Here is a 19,487-nt window from a genome sequence, read left to right on the forward strand (position 1 = left end):
AGCCAGTTCACTTCGTGGCCTCCTGAGCGGGAGCGGCAACCGGAGCGGGAGCGACAGCCGGAGCGGCGGCGGTGACGCGGTCGCCGAGCATCCGCTCGACGTACTTCGCGATGATGTCCACCTCGAGGTTGACCGGGTCGCCCGGCTGCTTGATGCCGAGCGTGGTCAGGGCGAGGGTGGTGGGGATGAGGCTGATGGTGAAGTAGTCGGGCCCGGCGTCGACCACCGTGAGGCTGACGCCGTCGACGGTGACGGAGCCCTTCTCCACCACGTACCGGGAGAGGTCGGCGGGGAGCGAGATCTTGACGATCTCCCAGTTCTCGGAGGGTTTGCGGTCGACGATCTCGCCGGTGCCGTCCACGTGCCCCTGCACGATGTGTCCGCCCAGGCGGTCGCCCACGGCGGTGGGCCGCTCCAGGTTGACCCGTGAGCCCGCCGCGAGCGCGCCCAGGCTGGAGCGGTTGAGGGTCTCGGCCATCACGTCGGCGGTGAACTCGTCGCCCTCGTGCTCCACGACCGTCAGACAGACGCCGTTGACCGCGATGGAGTCGCCGTGCTTCGCGCCGTCGGTGACGACGGGGCCACGGACGCGGAAGCGGGATGCGTCGTCCAGGTTCTCGACGGCGGTGATCTCGCCCAGCTCTTCGACGATTCCGGTGAACACTTCAGTGCTCCTTCGCTACGAGGGTCGCGGTGACGCGCAGATCGGGGCCGATGCGGACGGTCTCGCTCACGTCGAGCCGCAACGCTTCGGTGATGGTCTTGATTCCGCCGCCGGTCAGGGCGGCGGGGCCCGCGCCGAGCAGGACGGGGGCGAGGTAGGCGATGACGCGGTCGACGGCGCCCGCGGCGACGAAGGCTCCGGCGAGCGTCGGTCCGCCTTCGAGGAGGACGGAACGCACGCCGCGCGTGTGGAGCTCGGCGAGGAGGGCCGGGATGTCCAACCCGACCTCCGCGCGCGGCAGTCGGACCGTTTCGACTTCGACCCGGCCCTCAGTGGTCACGTTCTCGGCGACCGCCACGAGCGTGGGCGCCGCGTCGTCCAGGACGCGGGCGCCGGGTGCCACGGCGGTGCCGTTCGTGTCGACGACGACGCGCAGCGGCTGGACGGCGCCTTCGATGCCCCGCACGGCGAGGTGCGGGTCATCCGCGCGCTGGGTGCCCGAGCCGACGACGACCGCGTCGCACTCGGCGCGCAGCCGGTGGACGTCGGCGCGGGCCCCGGCGGAGGTGATCCAGCGGCTGGTGCCGTCGGCGGCGGCGATGCGCCCGTCGAGCGTGGCGGCGTACTTCCAGGTGACGTGCGGGCGGCCGAGCCGCACCGAGGTCAGCCAGGCGGCGTTGCCCGCAGCGGCCTCGTCCTCCAGCAGGCCCGCCGCCACGTCGACGCCGGCGGTGCGCAGTCGCTGCGCGCCCCCGGTCGCTGCGGGGTTCGGGTCGCCGACCGCGTAGACGACGCGGGAGATCCCGGCGTCGATGAGCGCCTGCGCGCAAGGGCCGGTGCGTCCGGTGTGGTTACAGGGTTCGAGGGTGACCAGGGCGGTGGCGCCGCGGGCCTTCTCTCCGGCCGCGCGCAGGGCGTGCACCTCGGCGTGCGGGCCGCCCGCGCGCTGGTGGTAGCCCTCGCCGACGGTCTCTCCGGAGGCGTCGACGATCACGCATCCGACGACCGGGTTGGGGCTGGTGGAGCCGAGTCCGAGTGCGGCGAGCTCGATGGCGCGACGCATGGCGGTGCGCTCATGGTCGTTCGCTGCGGCTGCGGTGGCCACCGGGTCCTCCTGCCTCATGGGGCACGGACTCCGGGGCCTGTCGATGACGACAGAATGTACGGACTGCGACACCGGGAGCGTCGCCGGAAACGAGACCTCTCCCGGGAAACCCGGAATCCGGGTATCCCAAAAACAAGCCACTCGGCGACGTGCACGAATGCCCGCCCGCCGCGCACTGCCTCCCATCCGGACTTTCACCGTCGGTCCAGGAATTTCACCTGGTCAACCGGCCGCTGGAAGCGGTCGGGTCGCGGACTATAACCGCCGGTTCGGAATTACACCGACCCCGGAGTGCGCTGCTTTTGGTACGAAGCCAGTGTGCCACGCCTGATCGAAGGCCATACGGGCGAACCCCTGTGGCCTGGCTCACAGCCGCCCGGTCAGGGGCGTGGCCCGAAAAGCTCGTCCTGGGCCGCGTCCCGCGCCGCGAGCAGCGCGCCGCGCAGTACGGCCGCGCCGCCGAGGGTGCTCGCCCTGACCTCCGTGTGCAGCGGCGACATCACGGCGAGGCGGTTCATCACCCGGGCGGCGAGCGGCTTGCCGCCCGCGCGGCCCACCTCGCCGCCCAGGACCACGCAGCCGGGGTCGAGGATCGCGGCCATGGCCGCGGCGCCGACGGCGATGCGGTCGGCGGCCGCGTCGAGATAGGCCTCGTGTCCGGTCTCGGCGGCGTGGCGCACCACGTCGGCGGCGCTCGCGTCCGGCTCCAGGATTCCGTGCTCGGCGCCGAGGTCGCGCAGCGCGGCGGCGCAGGCGAGGGAGTGGAAGCCGCCGTCGCAGTGGGTGGCGGACGGCAGCCGGTCCGTGCCGGGCACCGGCAGGAAGCCGATCTCCCCGGTGCCGCCGGAGGCGCCGCGGCGCAGGGTGCCGTCGAGCATGACGGCGGCGCCGACGCCTTCGCCGAGCCAGAGGAGCACGAAGGTGTCGCGGTCGTGGGCGGCGCCGTCGCGCTGTTCGGCGCGGGCGGCGAGGTTGGTCTCGTTCTCCACGAGCACGCGCGCCGGGAGCCGCTCCTGGAGGGCGCCGGCGAGCCTGCGGTGCCATGCGGGGAGCGAGGTCGTGTCGCGCAGTTCACCGGTGGCGGGGTCGATGAGGCCGGGCGCGCCGATCGCCACGGTGTGCAGCCGCCGGACGCCTCCGTCCCGCGCGGCGCGCTCGACGAGGGCGACGGCCTGCTCGACGGCGGTCCCGGTGCCGGTGTCGCCGCCGATGGGCGCGGAGGCCTCGGCGAGCACCGCGCCGAGCAGGTCGGTGACGACCACGGAGACGCCGCCGGTGCGTACGTCGAGCGCGGCGAGGTGGGCCCGGTCGGCGACGATCCCGTAGAGCCGGGCATTGGGTCCCCGGCGCCGGGCACCCGCCTCCCCCACGACCGCTATCAGTCCGGAGCCCTGGAGGCGCTCGACCAGATCGGCGACCGAGGGCCGGGACAGGCCGGTCAGCTGCTTCAACTGGTTGGCCGTCAGCGGTCCTTCGCGCTGCAGGAGCCCCAGGGCGAGCCGGTCGTTGATGGCCCGGGCGGTGCTCGGTGATGCGGGCATGCCGGGATCCTTCCATAAACCTGCTAACTATCAGGCAGGGTTCCTGATAGTTTACGTCGCCGTAGTGGGGCGGAACTCGGGAGGGGCGGACAATCGATGAGTGAACTGGTCCTGGACGTAAGGCAGTTGAAGCGGGCGCGGTATGCCGTGGCCGCCGTCTTCTGCGTACACGGAGCCGTCACCGGCTCCTTCGCGACCCGCGTGCCCTGGATCCAGGAGCACGCCGATCTCAGCGCGGGGCTCCTCGGCCTCGCCCTCGCCTTCCCCGCGATCGGCGCCTCCGTGGCGATGCCCCTCGCGGGCTGGGTCAGCCACCGCTTCGGCGCGCGGACGGCGCTGCGCGGCCTGCTCGCCCTGTGGACGATGGCCCTGATCCTGCCCTCGCTCGCCCCGAACCTGCTCACGCTCTGCATGGCCCTGTTCGTGTACGGCGCGACGGCGGGCATGTCCGACGTGGCGATGAACGCCCTTGGCGTCGAGGTCGAGACCCGCATGAAGAAGTCGATCATGTCGGGCCTGCACGGCATGTGGAGCGTCGGCGCCCTGATCGGCTCCGCGGCCGGCACGGTCGCCGCACACCTGGGCTCGGACGCCCGCCTGCACCACGCGCTCGCCGCCGTGACCCTCACCGCGATCGGCCTCGTCGCCTGCCAGGGCGTGCTCGACCTCCAGGCGGCGCCCGAGGAGGCCGCGCCGCCGCGTTTCTCGCTGCCGCCCAAGTCGGCCCTGCTCATCGGCGCCGTCGGCTTCTGCGCGGTCTTCGCGGAGGGCGCGAGCCTGGACTGGTCCGCGGTCTATCTGCGGGACGTCCTCGACTCGTCGGCCGGTGTCGCCGCCGCGTCCACCACCGGATTCACGCTCACCATGGCGATCGCGCGGCTCGCGGGCGACTCCGTGGTCGACCGCTTCGGGTCGGTGCGCACGGTGCGGGTGGGCGGCGTCATCGCCGCGCTCGGCGGACTGCTCGTGGTCCTGGCCCCGCATCCGGCGCTCGCCATGTGCGGGTTCGCGATGCTCGGGCTCGGCATCGCGGTCGTGGTGCCCCTCGCGTTCGCCGCGGCGGGTCGCAGCGGCCCCAATCCGAGCCAGGCCATCGCGGGCGTCGCCACCATCACGTACACGTCGGGCCTCATCGCCCCGTCGGCGATCGGCACGCTCGCCGACGCGACGAGCCTGGTGGTCTCCTTCGGCCTGGTGACGCTGCTGGCCTGCGGGCTCGCGGTGTTCGCGGGTGTCCTGCGCACGGAGAGCCGCGAGGCCACCGTGGCAGGCGCCGCGGATGCGGCGGCGCCCGGCCCGCGCCCCTGAGCCCGCCGCCGCATCCGCCCCGACGGGTAGCCCGACTTACGCCGCACTAACATTGCGCTGATCTTTCAGGTCATTTTCACGGGCCATTACCGGACACGGGTCGTGCCCGGACACGGGTCAGGCCCACAGCTCGGCGCACAGAAGGCGGAACAGAACCATGGATCTCGGCGTGCGCTGGAGACTGCACGGCGACGGGCGCACCCCCGCGCCCGGAGCAGTCGTCCGTCCCGACGAGCGGCTCTCGTGGCCGCGGACCTTCGGGCTCGGCGCCCAGCACGTGGTCGCGATGTTCGGCGCGTCCTTCGTGGCGCCCGTCCTGATGGGCCTCGACCCGAACCTCGCGATCATGATGTCGGGCGTCGCGACCGTCATCTTCCTGCTGGCCACCCGCGGCCGGGTGCCCAGCTACCTGGGCTGTTCGCTCTCCTTCGTGGGCGTGGCCGCGGTCATCCGCGCGCAGGGCGGATCGTCGGCGACGGTGACGGGCGCCGTCTTCGTGGTCGGCGCGGCGCTGTTCCTGGTGGGCCTCGCGGTCCAGAAGTTCGGGGCGCGGATCATCCATGCCGCGATGCCGCCGATCGTCACCGGCGCCGTCGTCATGCTGATCGGCTTCAATCTGGCGCCGGTCACCGCCTCCACGTACTGGCCGCAGGACCAGTGGACGGCGCTCCTGGTGATGCTGTTCACCGGTTTGGCCGTGGTCTGCCTGCGCGGATTCTGGTCACGCGTCGCGATCTTCCTGGGCCTGATCTTCGGGTACGTCCTCTCCTGGGTCCTCGACCTCACCTTCGGCAAGATCCACTCGGCGGACGGCTCGGGCAAGGTCGTCGACCACTGGCGTCTGGACCTCTCCGCCGTCGGCAACGCCGACTGGATCGGCCTGCCGACCTTCCACGCGCCGAGCTTCGAGTGGTCGGCGATCCTCGTCGCGCTGCCCGTCGTCATCGCGCTGGTCGCCGAGAACGCCGGACACGTCAAGGCGGTCGGCGAGATGACCGGCGACAACCTGGACGACAAGCTCGGCACGGCGATCTCCGCCGACGGCGCCGCGTCCATGCTCTCCACCGCGGTCGGCGGCCCGCCCAACACCACGTACTCCGAGAACATCGGCGTGATGGCCGCGACCCGCGTCTACTCCACGGCCGCTTACTGGGCCGCCGCCTGCTTCGCCCTGCTCTTCGGCCTCTGCCCCAAGTTCGGCGCGGTCGTGGCGGCCATTCCCGGCGGCGTGCTCGGCGGCATCACGGTCATCCTCTACGGCATGATCGGCCTGCTCGGCGCCCAGATCTGGATCAACGCGGGGGTCGACCTGCGCAATCCGCTGAACCTGGTCCCGGCCGCGGCGGGCATCATCATCGGCGTCGGCGGCGTATCGCTGAAGATCAGCGACAACTTCGAGCTGAGCGGCATCGCGCTCGGCACCATCGTCGTGATCACGGGCTACCACGTGCTTCGCGCCTTCGCCCCGCCGCACCTCAAGTCGCAGGAGCCCCTGCTCGATTCGGGCACGTCCACGTACGACGAGGGCGACGGAGGCCACGACCAGGCCGACGAGGCCCCTGAGGCAGGTGCCGGCGGCTCTCAGCCGCGCGCCAAGTCGTAGGCGTAGCCGGGCGAGAACGTCCCCGGCTCGCCCCGGCAGCCATCGGACTCGCCCGGCAGCTTGACCCACAGATAGGCGTCGACGCGGGCCTCGCCGGTGCGCAGCGTCGGGCTCGACCCGAGACCCCGGCCCGCCGGGTCGCACCACTCGCCGTCCGCCGGTGCGCCGTTCCCGTTGCGGCTGGTGTCGATGACGGCGCCCTGGCCTGCCGGGCCGCCCATGGCTGCCAGGACCTTGCGGGCGTAGGCGGCCTCGTCGGCGGTGCGGTGGAAGTTCGAGACGTTCGTGAAGACGCCGTCGGACGACGCGGCGGACGCCGCGCCCGCCGCCCGCAGCCGCCCGGCCTGCTTGGCCGGGGAGTTCCAGCCGGAGTGCCCGGCGTCGTAATAGACCCTGGCCTTGGGGTTGGCGGCCTTCAGCGTGCGTCCCGCGCGGGCGAGCGAGGCGTTGCGGGCGGTGCGCTGCTTGGCCGGGAGACATTCGGACTGGGCGATCGAGTCCGGTTCGAGGACGACGATGACCTCGCCCGAGCCGAGGCCCGCGGCGAACTTCCCGATCCACGCGTCGTACGCCGCCAGGTCCGGCGCCCCGCCGTCGGACGCGCCCCCGCAGTCGCGGTCCGGTATCGCGTACGGCACGACGACGGGCACCCGGCTCCCGGCTGCCGACGTCACCGCGCGCACCCGTGAGGTGATCGTCCCCGGCGCGTAGTCCGCGAACCACACGGCCGCGGGCCTTGCGGCGATCCGTGACTCGATGAGCGGGCGCCGGGAGTCGCCGCGGTTGGCCCTGACCCAGTCGAGGACCTGGGAATCGCCGTGCCGGTAGAGGGAGTCGGCGGCGGGCGCCGCGGTGCTCTGCTTCTCGGGGCGCCGCGTCGAGGGCTTCGGCGTCGGCTTCGGGCTCGGCGCGGCGGAGGACTTCGCAGGTGACGGCTTGGCCGAGGACTCGGACGCGGACGGCGTCGGCACCGCGGGGAGCGGTTCGAGCGTCGGCGACTTCGTCGCCTTCGGGCGGGCCCGGTCCTCGTCGCCGCCTTCGTCCAGGGCGGAGACCATTCCGGCGACGACGCCGACGGCGGCCACGACCGAGGCCACGGAGACCATGACCCCATGGCGGGCGGCGCGCCCTCGTCCGGCGCTTCGTCCGGTGCTTCCTCCGCCCCTTCGTCCGGCGCGATGTCGCGCCCGCTTGCCTGCCACGGCGTTCCCCCCTCCCCCGCGTCCCCTGACACGGCGTGCATGCCGGCTCCCCTCCCCGGGGGCACAAACGGTCGCTTTTCCCTCGTTCTGGGTAAGCGGCCGGTGCGGCGGCACTCGGGCCAGCCTAGGACTGGGACCCTGCCGTCATGGCGCAGTTGGAGCGGTTCGCGGAGTTCACAGGCTCGGCACACGGGGTTGACGGCGTGGCTACGCGGATGCGCGCGCTGGGCGACGGCTTCCCCTCCGGCGACGGGGTCGGGGTCTTCAACCGGGTCTATCTGTCGGTCACCGAAGAGGTCGGCCGGCACGTGGACAGCGGCAGCTTCCCGGACCGCGGAGCGGCGATCACACTGGACGTCCTGTTCGCCGAGCGCTATCTGACGGCGGTCGAAACGGTGGCCGCCGACCGCAGGCCGCCCGCCTGCTGGCGACCGCTGTTCGAGCTCCGCCGCCATCCCGGCGTACGTCCGCTGCAGTTCGCCCTCGCGGGCATCAACGCGCACATCGGGCACGACCTTCCGCTGGCCGTCGTGGACGCCTGTCGTACGCTCGGCTGCGAACCGGCGGACCTGGCCGACGAGTTCGACCGCGTGGGCGACATCCTCGTCTCCCTGGAGGAGCGCATCCGCGAGGATCTGATGCCGGGCCCCGACCTCTTCCAGATCGCCGACCCGCTCACCCACCTGCTCGGCTCGTGGAGTCTGGAGCGGGCCAGGGACGGCGCGTGGGCGGCGGCCCTCGCGATGCGGGCCCTGCGCGAACTGCCGGTGGTCGCCGAGCAGTTCCGCGACCGCCTCGACGGAGCGGTCGGGCTGGTGGGCCGGATGCTGCTCACTCCCCTGCCGGACTGATCCGGTCGCTTCGCGTCCGGATCCGGTCAACTCCCCCGCAATAGCTGTACGTTGAAACCAGTGACCCCGGATGCAAAGGAGCACCAGCATGGCCACACGACTCGGGCTCAGCCTCCCGCAGGGCCGGCAGTACAGCATCGGACGCGACGTACCGGCGGTGGCCCGCGCTGCCGAGGAGATCGGGTACGAGAGCCTGTGGGTCTATGAACGCGTCCTGTTCCCCGAGCCCGCGACGCAGGGTCTGTACGGCATCGAGGGCCTGCCCTGGCCCGACACGTACCGCTCGGTCGCCGATCCGCTGGTCACGCTGACCCTCGCCGCCTCCGCCACCGAGCGTGCCCGCCTGGGCACCAGCGTCCTGATCGCCCCGCTGCACGTACCGTTCCAACTGGCCCGCACGCTCGCCACGTTGGACGCGGCGAGCGGCGGCCGTGTCGTCGCGGGCCTGGGCACGGGCTGGTCCCACGACGAGTACGCGGCATCGGGGGTGGCCCCCTTCGAGAAGCGCGGCAAGGTCCTGGACGAGATGATCGACGTCTGCCGGGCGGTGTGGGGCCCGGACCCGGTGTCGTACGAAGGCGAGCTGACCACGATCGCGCCCTCGGTGGTCGGCCCCAAGCCCGCACGCCCCGTCCCGATCCTGCTGCCCGCCAACAGCCCGCGCGCCCTGCGCAGGCTGGTCGACCGCGCCGACGGCTGGATGCCGATCGGCATGGGCGCCGAGAAGCTGGCCGAGCAGGCGCAAGCGCTGAAGGAACTGGCCGCAGAGCGGGGCCGCACGGAACCGGTCCAGAGCGTCCTGCGGGTCAACACCCGCTACACGCCGAACCCGTACGAGGGCGAGAACCGCGCCCCCTTCCGCGGCAACGTCGCCCAGATCATCGAGGACCTGGAAGCACACGCGTCGACGGGCGCGGCGGACGAGATCCTCATCGAACTGGCGGGCAGCACGAGGGACGCGGAGGAACTGAAGGACTTGGCGGCGGAGGTGTACGCCGAGGCGAGGGCGGCGGGGGTATGAGCCCTGAAGGGGCGCGGGGAACTGCGCGACCAGCCACGACGGCCCGGCAGATTCCCACGCGCCCCTGCGAAAACGGCGCTCAGTCCTCCGGCAGCTCGACGGGAGCAATCTCGTCGTACACGTCGCCGGGCCCGGGATTGGTCGAGTCGGTCGCACCCCCGAGGTGGTTCATGACACCCCACACGGCGTTGAGGGCGGTCGTGACCGCACCCTCGGCCCACCCCGCCGTCCAGGAAATGTCATCCCCCGCAAGGAAGATCCCCCGCTTGTCCGCCGGAAGGCGATCCTGCATGAAGTGCGTGAAAAGCCGCCGCTGGTAGCGGTAGTGACCCGGCAGGTTCGCCTTGAAGGCGCCCATGAAGTAAGGCTCGTTCTCCCAGGACACGGTCACCGGGTTGCCGATGATGTGCTTCCTGATGTCGACCTTCGGGTAGATCTCGCCGAGCGACTTGAGCATGACTTCCATGCGCTCGTTCGCCGACAGCGGGAGCCACTTCAGGCTGTCGTCGCACCAGGTGTAGGAGAGGCAGATGACGGCGGGCTTGTCCGGGCCGTCGTCGAGCAGGTAGGTGCCGCGCGTCATGCGGTCGGTGAGCGTCATCGACATGACGTCACGGCCGGTCTCCTCGTCCTTGTCCAGCCAGAACGGCCGGTCGACCGGGACGAAGAGCTTGGAGGACTCCATGTAGTGGGTCCGCTCCATCGCCGTCCAGTGGTCGATGGGGAAGAGCGTGTCGTCGCACGCGATCTTGGAGAGCAGCATCCAGGACTGGGCGGTGAAGATCGCCGCCTGGTAGGTGCGGATGTCGCCCGAGGAGTCGGTGACGGTGACGCGGTTGCCCGCGGTGCGGTCAAGGCGGGTCACGGCGGGCTTCGGCACACCGCCCTCGTGCAGCGAGCTCAGGGATGTGCCGAGCTCCCAGTGCACGATCTTCTGCGGCTCGCGGTCCCACATGCGCAGCGGCAGCTGCTGGCTGCCGCCGACGATGCCGCGGTGGTGGTCGTCGGCCTCGGTGTAGACGACGCGCAGGATCTCCAGGATGGAGTTCGGGAAGTCGGTGTCCCAGCCGCCCGTGCCGAAGCCGACCTGGCCGAAGATCTCGCGGTGCCGGAAGGACTTGAAGGCCTCGGAGTCGCAGAGGAATCCGTAGAAGGTCTGGTTGTCGAGCTTCTCGACGAGCTTGGACCAGATCTCGCGGATCTTCGGTACGTCGCGCTCGCGCAGGGCGCGGTTCATGTCGGAGAAGTCGGCGCCCTCCTCCAGGCAGGAGTTCCAGGCGTTCATCACGTCGCGGTAGACCTGGGGAAGGTCGTCGACGGAGGTGGCGTAGTGCGACTCGCCCTTGAGGTCGACGACCGTCGAGGGGGTCGACTCCGCGAGGGGGTTGGGGAACGGCTGGGTCTTGAGGCCCACCAGGTCGATGTAGTGCTGGAGCGCCGTCGAGGACGGTGGGAAGCGCATCGCGCCCATCTCGGCGGTCAGGTCGCCGTCACAGCCCTCGAAGCCGACGGTACGAAGTCGGCCGCCGATCTGGTCGGCCTCGTAGACGACGGGCTTGAGGCCCATCTTCATCAGTTCGTACGCCGCCACGATGCCGGAGAGGCCGCCGCCGATGACCGCGACCTCCGTGCCGTGCTCGGTCGCGGGTATCTGACCGAGGCCCGCCGGATGGGCGAGGAAATCGTCGTACGCGTACGGGAAGTCCGGACCGAACATGGTGATCGGCGGCTGGGCGTCGGTGTGCTGGACGGCGGTGGGCACCGTGGACGTCATGGGGTACGGACTCCTTGCGGGAACGGCAGAACAGAAGACGGGGAAGCTTCGGGGCGGGTCAGACCAGGGACGCGTACAGACCCGGGCGGCGGTCGCTCAGATACGGGTTGGCCTCGCGCGACGCGGCGAGGAAGGCCGGATCCGCGTCGGCGAACACCAGCTGCTCGCCCCGTCCGGCGCGGGTGCGCGCGACTCCGTCGGGTCCGGCCAGCGTGGAGAGCCCGACGAACTCGAACTCTCCCTCCTCGCCGACCCGGTTCACGTAGGCGACGTACATCTGGTTCTCGAAGGCCCGCACCGGAATGACGGACTCGGCGACGAACTGGAAGGGATGCATCTGGGCCGTGGGCACGAGCAGCAGGTCGGTGCCGGCGAGGGCGTGCGCGCGGACGTTCTCCGGGAACTCCACGTCGTAGCAGATCATCAGTCCGATCCGCAGACCGCCCAACTCGACCTGGACGACGGCCTGTTCACCCGGCGTGAAGGAGTCCTTCTCGAAGCAGCCGAAGAGGTGGGTCTTGCGGTAATTCGCAAGGCGGGCCCCGTCGGCGCCGATCAGCTGCACGGAATTGAAGACCTGCTCGCCGTCCCGCTCCGGATAGCCGTAGGCGATCGCGACGCCGTGGCGTGCGGCACTCCCGGCGATCGCGGCGGCCGAGGCCCCGTCGGCGGCCTCGGCGAGGCGCGGCACGTCGTCACCGATGGCGTACCCGGTGAGGTACAGCTCGGGTGCCACCAGGAGACCCGCGCCCGCGGCGGCGGCACGGGCGGCGGCCTCGTCGAGCGCCTTCAGATTGGCGGCGACGGAACCAAGGGTGCCCGAGCTCTGGAGCAGGGCGGTGCGCAGCGGGGGCATGGCGGGACCTCGGGGCATGCGAAGGGGCGGAAGGGCTGGTGGGGACGTTTAGACGGTACGGTCGGCGGCCTCGCCCGGACAAGGCGCGAGCGTTGCGGGCTGCCACACGATCCGTTGCGCGTCGCGGGCCCTGAGCGGCGATTCGTTGCGTGGGTACGTGGGGCCGGGGTCGTAGGGGTGTCCACCGGCGGGCGCACGGCGTACGAGGGGCTCCCCCGCCGTGCGGCGGAGGCGGATTGCCGCCCGTGGCCGGACGTGCCGCGACCCCCTGCCGCGAGACCGTGAGCTCGCCCGGAAGGACCGGGTGAACGGCACTTCGGACGGAGGCTCCCCGTGAGCCGCAACGCAAGCACCCGGACCACCGACAGCCGCCCGGCCGGCACCCGCAGCCGGGCGATCGCCATCGGAACCGCCCTGCTGATCTGCGCCGGAGCCGCGGGGGCGGCCGTGGCGTCGGACGGAGCGGAAGGCCGCACCCCGCAGAAGACCGCGTCCCAGGCGAAGTCCCGCGAGGCCGCCGCGCTCACCGGCAGCGCGAAGCTCTACCGCAAGACCACCGAGGACGTGACGTTCACCTTCGACGCCCATCTGGCGAAGCGGGACACCATGCGCCCGGACAAGGCGACCGGCACCTTCCGCTTCGTCCACCTCGACAAGCCGGGCGGCAAGGGCGGCTGGGCGAAGGGCCGCATCGACTGCCTGATCACGGGCGGCAAGGTCGCCACGGCCACGGGCATCATCACCGACACCAACCTCAAGGACATCAAGGGCGGCCGCGTGGGCTTCACGGTCCACGACACGGGCGGCAAGCAGGACCGCGTGGGCTACAGCTGGGCCGCGGTGGGCGGCCCCGACGGGACGAAGAACCTGACCAAGTGCACGAGCTCGGCCCCCTTCGAGAAGGTCAGGAAGGGCACGGGCGACTTCGACGTCACACCCTGGCAGCTGACGTACCCGACCGGCTGACGCGGAGCGCCCCGCAGGGGCGCGGGGAACCGCGCGACCAGCCACAGCGGACCGGCACCGAAGGCACTAGGCCGGCGACCCCGAGGAGAATCTGCGCATCAAGGGCGAGAGCACGAGGACGGACTTCGTCCGCTCCACGAAGTGCTCCCCGGCGATCCGTTCGAGGACCCGCTCGAAATGCCGCATGTCGGCGGCGAAGACCTGGACGACGGCGTCCGCCTCCCCGGTGACGGTGGAGGCGGACGCGATCTCCGGATACCTCTCGAGCCCTCGCCGGATCGCCTCCGGCGAGGTGTTGCGACGGCAGTAGATCTCGATGAACCCCTCGGTCTCCCAGCCGAGCGCGGCCGGGTCGACCCGCACGGTGAATCCCGTGATGGCGCCGGTCTCCCGGAGGCGGTCCACGCGCCGCTTGACGGCGGGCGCGGAGAGCCCCACCAGCTGGCCGATGTCGGCGTAGGAACGGCGGGCGTCCTCGGCGAGGGCGTGCACGATGCGTTCGTCGAGATCGTTCAGTCGCACTGGGGGTGGATCACTTCTCTGCGGAGGCCAATCGGGAGCGGCTCATGCCGTACAGGAAGTAGAACACGAGGCCGGCGGCCATCCAGACACCGAAGACGATCCAGGTGATGGAGTCGAGGCTGAACATGTTGTACGCGCAGAATCCGAAGCCGAGCACCGGGAAGAGCCAGCCGAGCGGCACCCGGAAGGTGCGCGGCATGTCCGGGCGCGTCCGGCGCAGCACGATCACCGCGATGTTGACGAGGCCGAAGGCGAAGAGCGTGCCGATGCTGGTGGCGTCGACGAGCTTGCCGAGCGGGATGACGGAGGCGAGCGCCGCGCAGAACAGCGACACGATGACGGTGTTCACGCGGGGCGTGCCCGTCTTCTTGCTGACCTTGCCGAACACCTTGGGGACCAGACCGTCGCGGGACATCGCGAACAGGACGCGGGTCTGGCCGTAGAGGACGGTCAGGACGACGGAGGCGATGGAGATGACCGCGCCGGCGGCGAGCAGCGTGCCCCAGAAGCTCTGGCCGCTGACGTCGTTCATGATCGCGGCGAGCGTGGCCTCGGAGCCCTCGAAGTCCGCCCAGTTCCAGGCGCCGACGGCGACGGCGGCGACCAGGACGTAGAGCGCCGTGACGATGATCAGCGAGAGCATGATCGCGCGGGGCAGGTCGCGCTGCGGGTTCTTGGCTTCCTCACCGGCGGTGGATGCGGCGTCGAAGCCGATGTAGGAGAAGAAGAGGCTGGCCGCGGCGGCGCTGACGCCTGCCGTGCCGAGCGGCATGAAGTCGGAGTAGTTGCCCGACTTGAAGCCCATGAAGCCGATGGTGCAGAAGAGCACGAGCGCGGCGATCTTCACGATGACCATGATCGTGTTGGCCGTCGCCGACTCCTTGGCGCCGCCGAGCAGGAACACCATGGCGAGCAGGACGACGATCAGGCCCGGCAGGTTGATGATGCCGCCCTCACCGGGTGCCGAGGAGAGCACGTCCGGGATGGTGACGCCGATGGTGCCGTTGAGCAGTTCGTTGAGGTACTCGCCCCAGCCGACGGCGACCGCCGCGACCGACACGCCGTACTCCAGGACCAGGCACCAGCCGCAGACCCAGGCGATCAGTTCGCCCATCGTTGCGTACGCGTACGAATACGAGGACCCCGCGACCGGAATGGAGCCCGCCAGCTCGGCGTAGGAGAGCGCGGAGAACAGGGCGGTGAGACCGGCGAGCACGAAGGACAGGGTCACGGCGGGCCCGGCCTTGGGGACGCTCTCGCCGAGGACGACGAAGATGCCGGTGCCCAGCGTGGCACCGATGCTGATCATGGTCAGCTGCCACATGCCGAGGGAGCGCCGAAGCGAGCCGCCCTCACCCTGGCCGCCCTCCGCGACCAGGAGTTCCACCGGCTTGCGCCGCATCAAGCGACCGCCGAGCCCCCGGGCCCCCGAGGGGCTTGGGCGGTTCTGCGGGGGTGCGCCTTGGTCGAGCACGCATGGCTCCTTCATCGCTGCCTGGTCAGGGCGGCGGGACCGGCGGCAGCACCCGGACATGGCCGGGGACCGCCGAGCAGGCGGTCCCCGCCACACCACGTACAGCGGACGACTCTATGAGGCACGCTTCACGTATGTAATGAAGCAACCTTGCGCAAGCCCGAACGATCGTTGCGTACATCCCCTTCCTGCGGGTCTTCGTTGCGCAGTCCGTTTCGTCCGTTGCGTGCAAAGGGTCCTGGTCGGTCATTGACACTTCGTCAGATCTCCCCCATCGTGCACTCCGGTCGAGCCGATCGCACACCCCCGTCGAGAGGGAGTCAGCAGGCCATGGACCTCGATGTGCTGTACGAGATCGACGTACCGAAGCCGTGGAACGGACCCCACCCGCTCGGCCAGCGCACCGCCGAGCAGCGCGCCTACCGCGAGGCCGTGGAGCAGATCAGGCTCGCGGACCGGGTGGGCTTTCGCACGGTGTGGGCCGTGGAGCACCACTTCCGCGAGGGCCGCTCGCACTGCCCCGCCCCCGAAGTCCTGCTCGGGCATCTCGCGGCGCTCACCGAGCGGATACGCCTCGGCTTCGGCGTCACGCTCACCCCTTCGGCTTCACTCCCCCGCAGCGCATCGCGGAGAAGGTGGCGGCCGTGGACGTGCTCTCGGACGGACGCGTGGAGTGGGGCACCGGCCGGTCAACTCCCATGGAGCAGACGGCTTTCGGCGTCGACCGCGAGCAGTCGCGCGCCGACTGGCGCGAGGCCGTCGAGATCGTCACGGGCATGTGGCGCGAGGAGTACTTCGCCTACGAGTCGGAGCGCTTCACCTTCCCCCGGCGGATGGTCACCCCCAAGCCGGTCCAGGATCCGCACCCGCCCTGCTGGATGGCGGCGACGTCCCCCGGTTCGGCGGAGGTGGCGGGCGCGGCGGGCCTCGGCCTGCTCTCCTTCTCGATCATGCAGCCGCTGGACGCGATGGCCCGTCAGGTCGCCGCCTACCGCGCGGCGGCGCGCACGCCGTCGCCCATCACGGACGTCACCACGGACCGCGTCAGCGCGTACACCCTGGTGCACGTGGCGGACCGTCCCTCGCGGCGGGTCTGGGACTCGGTGGCCTGGTGGTACCGCAACCTGGCCCAGTTCACCCTCGACTGGGAGCTGCCGCACCTGACCCCCGACGAGCGGGAGCGGACCTTCCCCTTCCTCACCCCGATCATCGAAGGGAACGTCCCCGTAGAGGAGTTCAACGACGGCGACATGATCCTCATCGGCGACGCGGAGACCATCGTCCGCAAGGCCAAGCGCTACGCCGACCTCGGCATCGACCAGCTCATCTGCTACGTCCAGTGGGGCTATCTGGAGCACCAGGAGATCCTGCGCACGATCGAGATCCTGGGCAAGGAAGTCATCCCGGAACTGGCTTCGTACCGGCCCCGGCGGGCCGCGCCGTGAGCGAGCCGCTCGACACATCGCCCGTACCCGACTACGCGGCCCTGCACCGCCTGGACGGCCGTACGTTCGTCCTCCTGGGCGCGGGCAACGGCATCGGCCGCCAGACCGCGCACGCGCTCACGGCGGCGGGCGCGCGGGTCCTGTGCGTGGATCTCGACAAGGGGCGCGCCGAAGCTGTCGCGGCCGAGACGGGCGGCATCGCGTACGTGGCGGACGTGACGCGGCGCGAGGAGGTGCGGGAGCTCTTCGCTTACGCGCGGCGGGAGTCGGGCGGGATCGGCGGCGTCGTCGACATCGTCGGAATGGCCCGCTACACGCCCCTGGCCGACCTTGACGACGCCTCCTGGGACTGGCACTTCTCGCTCGTCCTGCGGCACGCGTGGCTCGCGGTCCAGTACGGCGGCGAGGCGCTCGCCGACGCGGGCGGCGGCCCGCTGGTCTTCGTGGCATCGGTGTCGGGCCTGACGGCGGCGCCCCTGCACGCCGCGTACGGCGCGGCCAAGGCGGGCCTGATCTCCCTGGTCCGCTCGGCGGCGGTGGAGTACGGCCCGCGCGGGGTACGGGTGAACGCGGTGGCGCCCGGCGTCGTCTGGACGCCGCGCGTGGCGGGCCTGATCGGCGAGGCGGGCCGCGCGCAGAACGCCCGCAACGCCCCGCTCGACCGGGTGGCCGGGACATCGGACATCGCGTCGGCCCTGCTCTTCTTCGCCTCGCCGCTCTCCTCGTACATCACCGGGCAGACGCTCGTCGTGGACGGCGGGGTCGGCGTGAAGTTCCCGTATCCGACCATCGGGGACGCGCGGTGAGGGAGTTCGTGCGGGGTGCGGCCTGGTGGACCGAGGACGGCCGGGTGGTGCGCGCCGACCCGGCCGACCGCGAGCGGCTGCCCGGGGACACATGGGAGCGGGCCGGGCTCCCGGCCGGGGTGCGCCTGGAGTTCACCGCGCGCGGAGTGAGCGCCGTGGAGATCGCGTACACCGCGTCACCTCCCTCGGCGGAGGACTCCTACCGCGACGCACCCGCAATGTTCACGCTGCTCACGGGCGAAAAAGCCATCGACACACCCGCATCGCCGGGCGAGCACCGGACGCTGATCCAACTCCCCCACAGCGACGGCGATTTCACCCTGCACCTGCCGGAATCACTCCGACCGGTCCTTCGCGGAGTGCGCCCGGTCGACGGCACCCTGGCGCCCGCCGCCCGTCGGCCGCGCTGGCTCGTCTACGGCGACTCGATCGCTGAGGGGTGGTCGGTCTCGCGTCCGCATCTGGCGTGGCCCGCGCTCGCGGGGCGGGCTCTGGGCGTGGAGTCGGTGAACCTCGGATACGCGGGCGCGGCCCGCGGGGAGTTGGCGTCGGCCGGGCAACTCGCCTCGCTCGAAGCCGACTTGCTCACCGTCGCCTTCGGCACCAACTGCTGGTCGCGTACGCCTCATTCGGCGGGGCTGCTGTACGAGACGGCGCGGGCGTTCCTGGGCCTGGTGCGCCGCGGCCATCCGCAGGTCCCCCTCCTGGTGGTCTCCCCCGTGGTCCGCCCGGACGCCGAGTCGGCGCCGAACGCGCTCGGCGCCACGCTCGGGGAGCTGCGGACCGCGGTGGAGCGGGCGGCCATGGACGCGGGGGCGGATCTGCTGCCGGGCGGCGGGCTGCTGCACGCCGGGCAGCTGGTGGACGGGGTGCATCCGGGCGACGCGGGCCACGGCGTCCTCGCGGAGGCGGTGACGTCAGCGCTGCGGAAGGGGCTGCCCGGGGGTCACTTCCCCGCTGCTTCGTCGTAGGCCTCGCGGGCGGCGGTGATGGCCGGGCGGTGGTCGATGGACCAGTCGGCCAATGCCTTGACCAGGTGCGTGAGGCTGTGGCCGAGCTCGGTCAGCTCGTACTCGACCTGCGGCGGAATCGTCGGGTACACCGTCCGCGTGACCAGGCCGTCCCGCTCCAGGCGGCGCACGGTCAGGGTCAGCATGCGCTGCGAGACACCGCCGGGGATCCGGCGCTGCAGCTCCTTGAACCGCAGGACTCCCGCGGCGAGTTCGACCACCACGTACACGGACCACTTGTCGCCGAGCCGGTCGAGGACGTCCCGCACGCCGCACTCGTCCTGCGGGGTGTCACAGCGGATCACCGGTTCGGCGGGGATCCCGGTGGCCTGCGGAGTGGTTACCGCCGTGTGCCCTGCTGACATGAATGTGCCTCCTTATGCGGCAGCGCCGCGCGGATCACCATGGTCACAAGCCCGGTCACAAGCCCGGTCACCAGGCAACCACTCACCACGGGGGGAACCTTCCCATGCTCATGCTCACCGGTGCCACGGGCGCCCTCGGCAAGCTCGTCACCGCCCGCCTCGCGGACCGCGACGACGTCGTCATCGGCAGCCGCAGCCCCGCCCCCGGCGGCCGCCGCGTCGACTTCGACGACCCGGCGTCGCTTGACTTCACCGGCGTCGACACCCTGCTCGTCATCTCGGCGGGCGCCGCCGAGGACGACGTCGTCATCGCCCGGCACGAGGCGGCGATATCCGCCGCCGAGAAGGCGGGCGTCGGCCACCTCGTCTACACCAGCCTCAGCGGCGACGGCGACCATCTGACGTACGCGCTCGCCCACCGCTGGACCGAGCGCAGACTGCGCGGCTCCTCGCTGAACTGGACGGTCCTGCGCAACGGCCTGTACGCGGAGTTCCTCGCCGCCGTCGCCGCGCCGAGCCCCGAAGGGACCATCGCCGCGCCGCTGGGGACAGGCCGCCTGGCCGCCGTGGCCCGCGAAGACCTGGCCGACGTGGCGGTGCGAGTGGCGACGGATCCGGCCGCCCACGCGGGCCGCACCTACGAGCTGGTCGGCGAACACGCCCTGGGCGGCGCCGAGCTGGCCGCCGCGATCGGCGGCTCGTACGAACCCGGCACGCTCGCCGCGACCCGCGAGGCGATCACCGCGGCCGGCCAGGCACTGCCCTTCCAGGTGCCGATGCTCCTGAGCACGTACGCGGCGATAGCGGGCGGCTTCCTGGACGGCACGTCCATCGAGGACCGCGGGGCACTGCGCACCCTGCTGGGCAGGGAGCCGCTCCCGGCACTCGATGTATACGCGGCCACGGTGCGCCCCTGAAAGGGGCGCGGGGAACTGCGCGACCAGCCACGGTGGACCCGCAGCCGCATGGCACAG

General features: G+C 71.6%; 18 protein-coding genes, 1 pseudogene and 1 riboswitch. Of the genes and pseudogenes, 10 read left to right on the forward strand and 9 right to left on the reverse strand.

Features of this window, described 5'->3' with window-relative positions; genetic code table 11:
* Window positions 1–7 precede the first annotated feature (7 nt).
* The 3 genes from ACWFR3_RS25570 to ACWFR3_RS25580 all read right to left on the reverse strand — a co-directional run bounded on the left by ACWFR3_RS25570 (window position 8) and on the right by ACWFR3_RS25580 (window position 3,310).
* Complete coding sequence (locus tag ACWFR3_RS25570) at window positions 8–664, reverse strand: riboflavin synthase (protein WP_453736958.1); 657 nt, start codon at window positions 662–664, stop codon at window positions 8–10.
* Window position 665: 1 nt separating this feature from the next.
* A complete protein-coding gene (gene ribD / locus ACWFR3_RS25575; protein WP_453736959.1) occupies window positions 666–1,787 on the reverse strand; it encodes a bifunctional diaminohydroxyphosphoribosylaminopyrimidine deaminase/5-amino-6-(5-phosphoribosylamino)uracil reductase RibD in 1,122 nt (373 codons plus the stop codon).
* 150 nt (window positions 1,788–1,937) lie between these two features.
* Window positions 1,938–2,068, reverse strand: a riboswitch (FMN riboswitch).
* 81 nt (window positions 2,069–2,149) lie between these two features.
* Window positions 2,150–3,310, reverse strand: a complete 1,161-nt coding sequence (locus tag ACWFR3_RS25580; protein WP_453736960.1) for an ROK family transcriptional regulator — start codon at window positions 3,308–3,310, stop codon at window positions 2,150–2,152.
* A gap of 96 nt (window positions 3,311–3,406) precedes the next feature.
* Between ACWFR3_RS25580 and ACWFR3_RS25585 the strand changes: the two genes are divergently transcribed.
* Entirely contained in the window at window positions 3,407–4,618 is a 1,212-nt protein-coding gene (locus ACWFR3_RS25585; RefSeq protein WP_453736961.1) for an MFS transporter, read from the forward strand.
* 157 nt (window positions 4,619–4,775) lie between these two features.
* The gene (locus ACWFR3_RS25590) at window positions 4,776–6,221 is read left to right on the forward strand and encodes a uracil-xanthine permease family protein (protein WP_453736962.1); all 1,446 of its coding nucleotides are present in this window, start codon (window positions 4,776–4,778) and stop codon (window positions 6,219–6,221) included.
* On the opposite strand, the gene ACWFR3_RS25595 is transcribed toward ACWFR3_RS25590, so the two are convergent.
* Window positions 6,200–7,327, reverse strand: coding sequence for a glycoside hydrolase family 6 protein (locus tag ACWFR3_RS25595; RefSeq protein WP_453736963.1), 1,128 nt, complete (start codon window positions 7,325–7,327; stop codon window positions 6,200–6,202). The genes ACWFR3_RS25590 and ACWFR3_RS25595 overlap by 22 nt on opposite strands.
* A 242-nt stretch (window positions 7,328–7,569) precedes the next feature.
* Here ACWFR3_RS25595 and ACWFR3_RS25600 point away from each other — a divergent pair, with 242 nt between their 5' ends.
* Together ACWFR3_RS25600 and ACWFR3_RS25605 are read left to right on the forward strand one after the other, a co-directional pair.
* The gene (locus tag ACWFR3_RS25600; protein ID WP_453736964.1) at window positions 7,570–8,274 is read left to right on the forward strand and encodes a DUF5995 family protein; all 705 of its coding nucleotides are present in this window, start codon (window positions 7,570–7,572) and stop codon (window positions 8,272–8,274) included.
* Between the two features lie 88 nt (window positions 8,275–8,362).
* Window positions 8,363–9,295, forward strand: coding sequence for an LLM class F420-dependent oxidoreductase (locus ACWFR3_RS25605; protein WP_453736965.1), 933 nt, complete (start codon window positions 8,363–8,365; stop codon window positions 9,293–9,295).
* 79 nt (window positions 9,296–9,374) lie between these two features.
* On the opposite strand, the gene ACWFR3_RS25610 is transcribed toward ACWFR3_RS25605, so the two are convergent.
* Together ACWFR3_RS25610 and ACWFR3_RS25615 are read right to left on the reverse strand one after the other, a co-directional pair.
* The gene (locus ACWFR3_RS25610) at window positions 9,375–11,069 is read right to left on the reverse strand and encodes a flavin monoamine oxidase family protein (RefSeq protein ID WP_453736966.1); all 1,695 of its coding nucleotides are present in this window, start codon (window positions 11,067–11,069) and stop codon (window positions 9,375–9,377) included.
* 58 nt (window positions 11,070–11,127) lie between these two features.
* A complete protein-coding gene (locus ACWFR3_RS25615) occupies window positions 11,128–11,916 on the reverse strand; it encodes a carbon-nitrogen hydrolase family protein (RefSeq protein WP_453736993.1) in 789 nt (262 codons plus the stop codon).
* A 342-nt stretch (window positions 11,917–12,258) separates the two neighbouring features.
* Here ACWFR3_RS25615 and ACWFR3_RS25620 point away from each other — a divergent pair, with 342 nt between their 5' ends.
* Window positions 12,259–12,891 carry a Repetin gene (locus ACWFR3_RS25620; RefSeq protein WP_453736967.1) on the forward strand — a complete coding sequence of 211 codons (633 nt, stop codon included), beginning with the start codon at window positions 12,259–12,261 and terminating at the stop codon, window positions 12,889–12,891.
* Window positions 12,892–12,957: 66 nt separating this feature from the next.
* Here ACWFR3_RS25620 and ACWFR3_RS25625 read toward each other — a convergent pair whose 3' ends face one another.
* Both ACWFR3_RS25625 and ACWFR3_RS25630 read right to left on the reverse strand, forming a co-directional pair.
* Entirely contained in the window at window positions 12,958–13,413 is a 456-nt protein-coding gene (locus ACWFR3_RS25625; RefSeq protein ID WP_190084898.1) for an Lrp/AsnC family transcriptional regulator, read from the reverse strand.
* 10 nt (window positions 13,414–13,423) lie between these two features.
* On the reverse strand, window positions 13,424–14,887 hold the full coding sequence (locus tag ACWFR3_RS25630) for an amino acid permease (RefSeq protein WP_453736968.1): 1,464 nt from the start codon (window positions 14,885–14,887) through the stop codon (window positions 13,424–13,426).
* Window positions 14,888–15,217: 330 nt separating this feature from the next.
* Here ACWFR3_RS25630 and ACWFR3_RS25635 point away from each other — a divergent pair.
* From ACWFR3_RS25635 to ACWFR3_RS25650, 4 genes and pseudogenes are all read left to right on the forward strand, one after another.
* Window positions 15,218–15,427, forward strand: a pseudogene (locus tag ACWFR3_RS25635) (LLM class flavin-dependent oxidoreductase); the annotation flags it as partial.
* 104 nt (window positions 15,428–15,531) lie between these two features.
* Window positions 15,532–16,332 carry an LLM class flavin-dependent oxidoreductase gene (locus tag ACWFR3_RS25640; protein ID WP_453736969.1) on the forward strand — a complete coding sequence of 267 codons (801 nt, stop codon included), beginning with the start codon at window positions 15,532–15,534 and terminating at the stop codon, window positions 16,330–16,332.
* Window positions 16,329–17,138 carry an SDR family NAD(P)-dependent oxidoreductase gene (locus ACWFR3_RS25645; RefSeq protein ID WP_453736970.1) on the forward strand — a complete coding sequence of 270 codons (810 nt, stop codon included), beginning with the start codon at window positions 16,329–16,331 and terminating at the stop codon, window positions 17,136–17,138. Before ACWFR3_RS25640 ends, ACWFR3_RS25645 begins: the two co-directional genes overlap by 4 nt.
* The gene (locus ACWFR3_RS25650) at window positions 17,135–18,109 is read left to right on the forward strand and encodes a GDSL-type esterase/lipase family protein (RefSeq protein ID WP_453736971.1); all 975 of its coding nucleotides are present in this window, start codon (window positions 17,135–17,137) and stop codon (window positions 18,107–18,109) included. The genes ACWFR3_RS25645 and ACWFR3_RS25650 overlap by 4 nt, the downstream gene beginning before the upstream one ends.
* Here ACWFR3_RS25650 and ACWFR3_RS25655 read toward each other — a convergent pair.
* On the reverse strand, window positions 18,085–18,513 hold the full coding sequence (locus ACWFR3_RS25655; RefSeq protein ID WP_453736972.1) for a winged helix-turn-helix transcriptional regulator: 429 nt from the start codon (window positions 18,511–18,513) through the stop codon (window positions 18,085–18,087). The genes ACWFR3_RS25650 and ACWFR3_RS25655 overlap by 25 nt on opposite strands.
* A 104-nt stretch (window positions 18,514–18,617) precedes the next feature.
* On the opposite strand from ACWFR3_RS25655, the gene ACWFR3_RS25660 reads away from it, so the two are divergent.
* Entirely contained in the window at window positions 18,618–19,430 is an 813-nt protein-coding gene (locus ACWFR3_RS25660; RefSeq protein WP_453736973.1) for an NAD(P)H-binding protein, read from the forward strand.
* Window positions 19,431–19,487 lie beyond the last annotated feature (57 nt).

Source organism: Streptomyces sp. NPDC055189, from assembly GCF_053606765.1.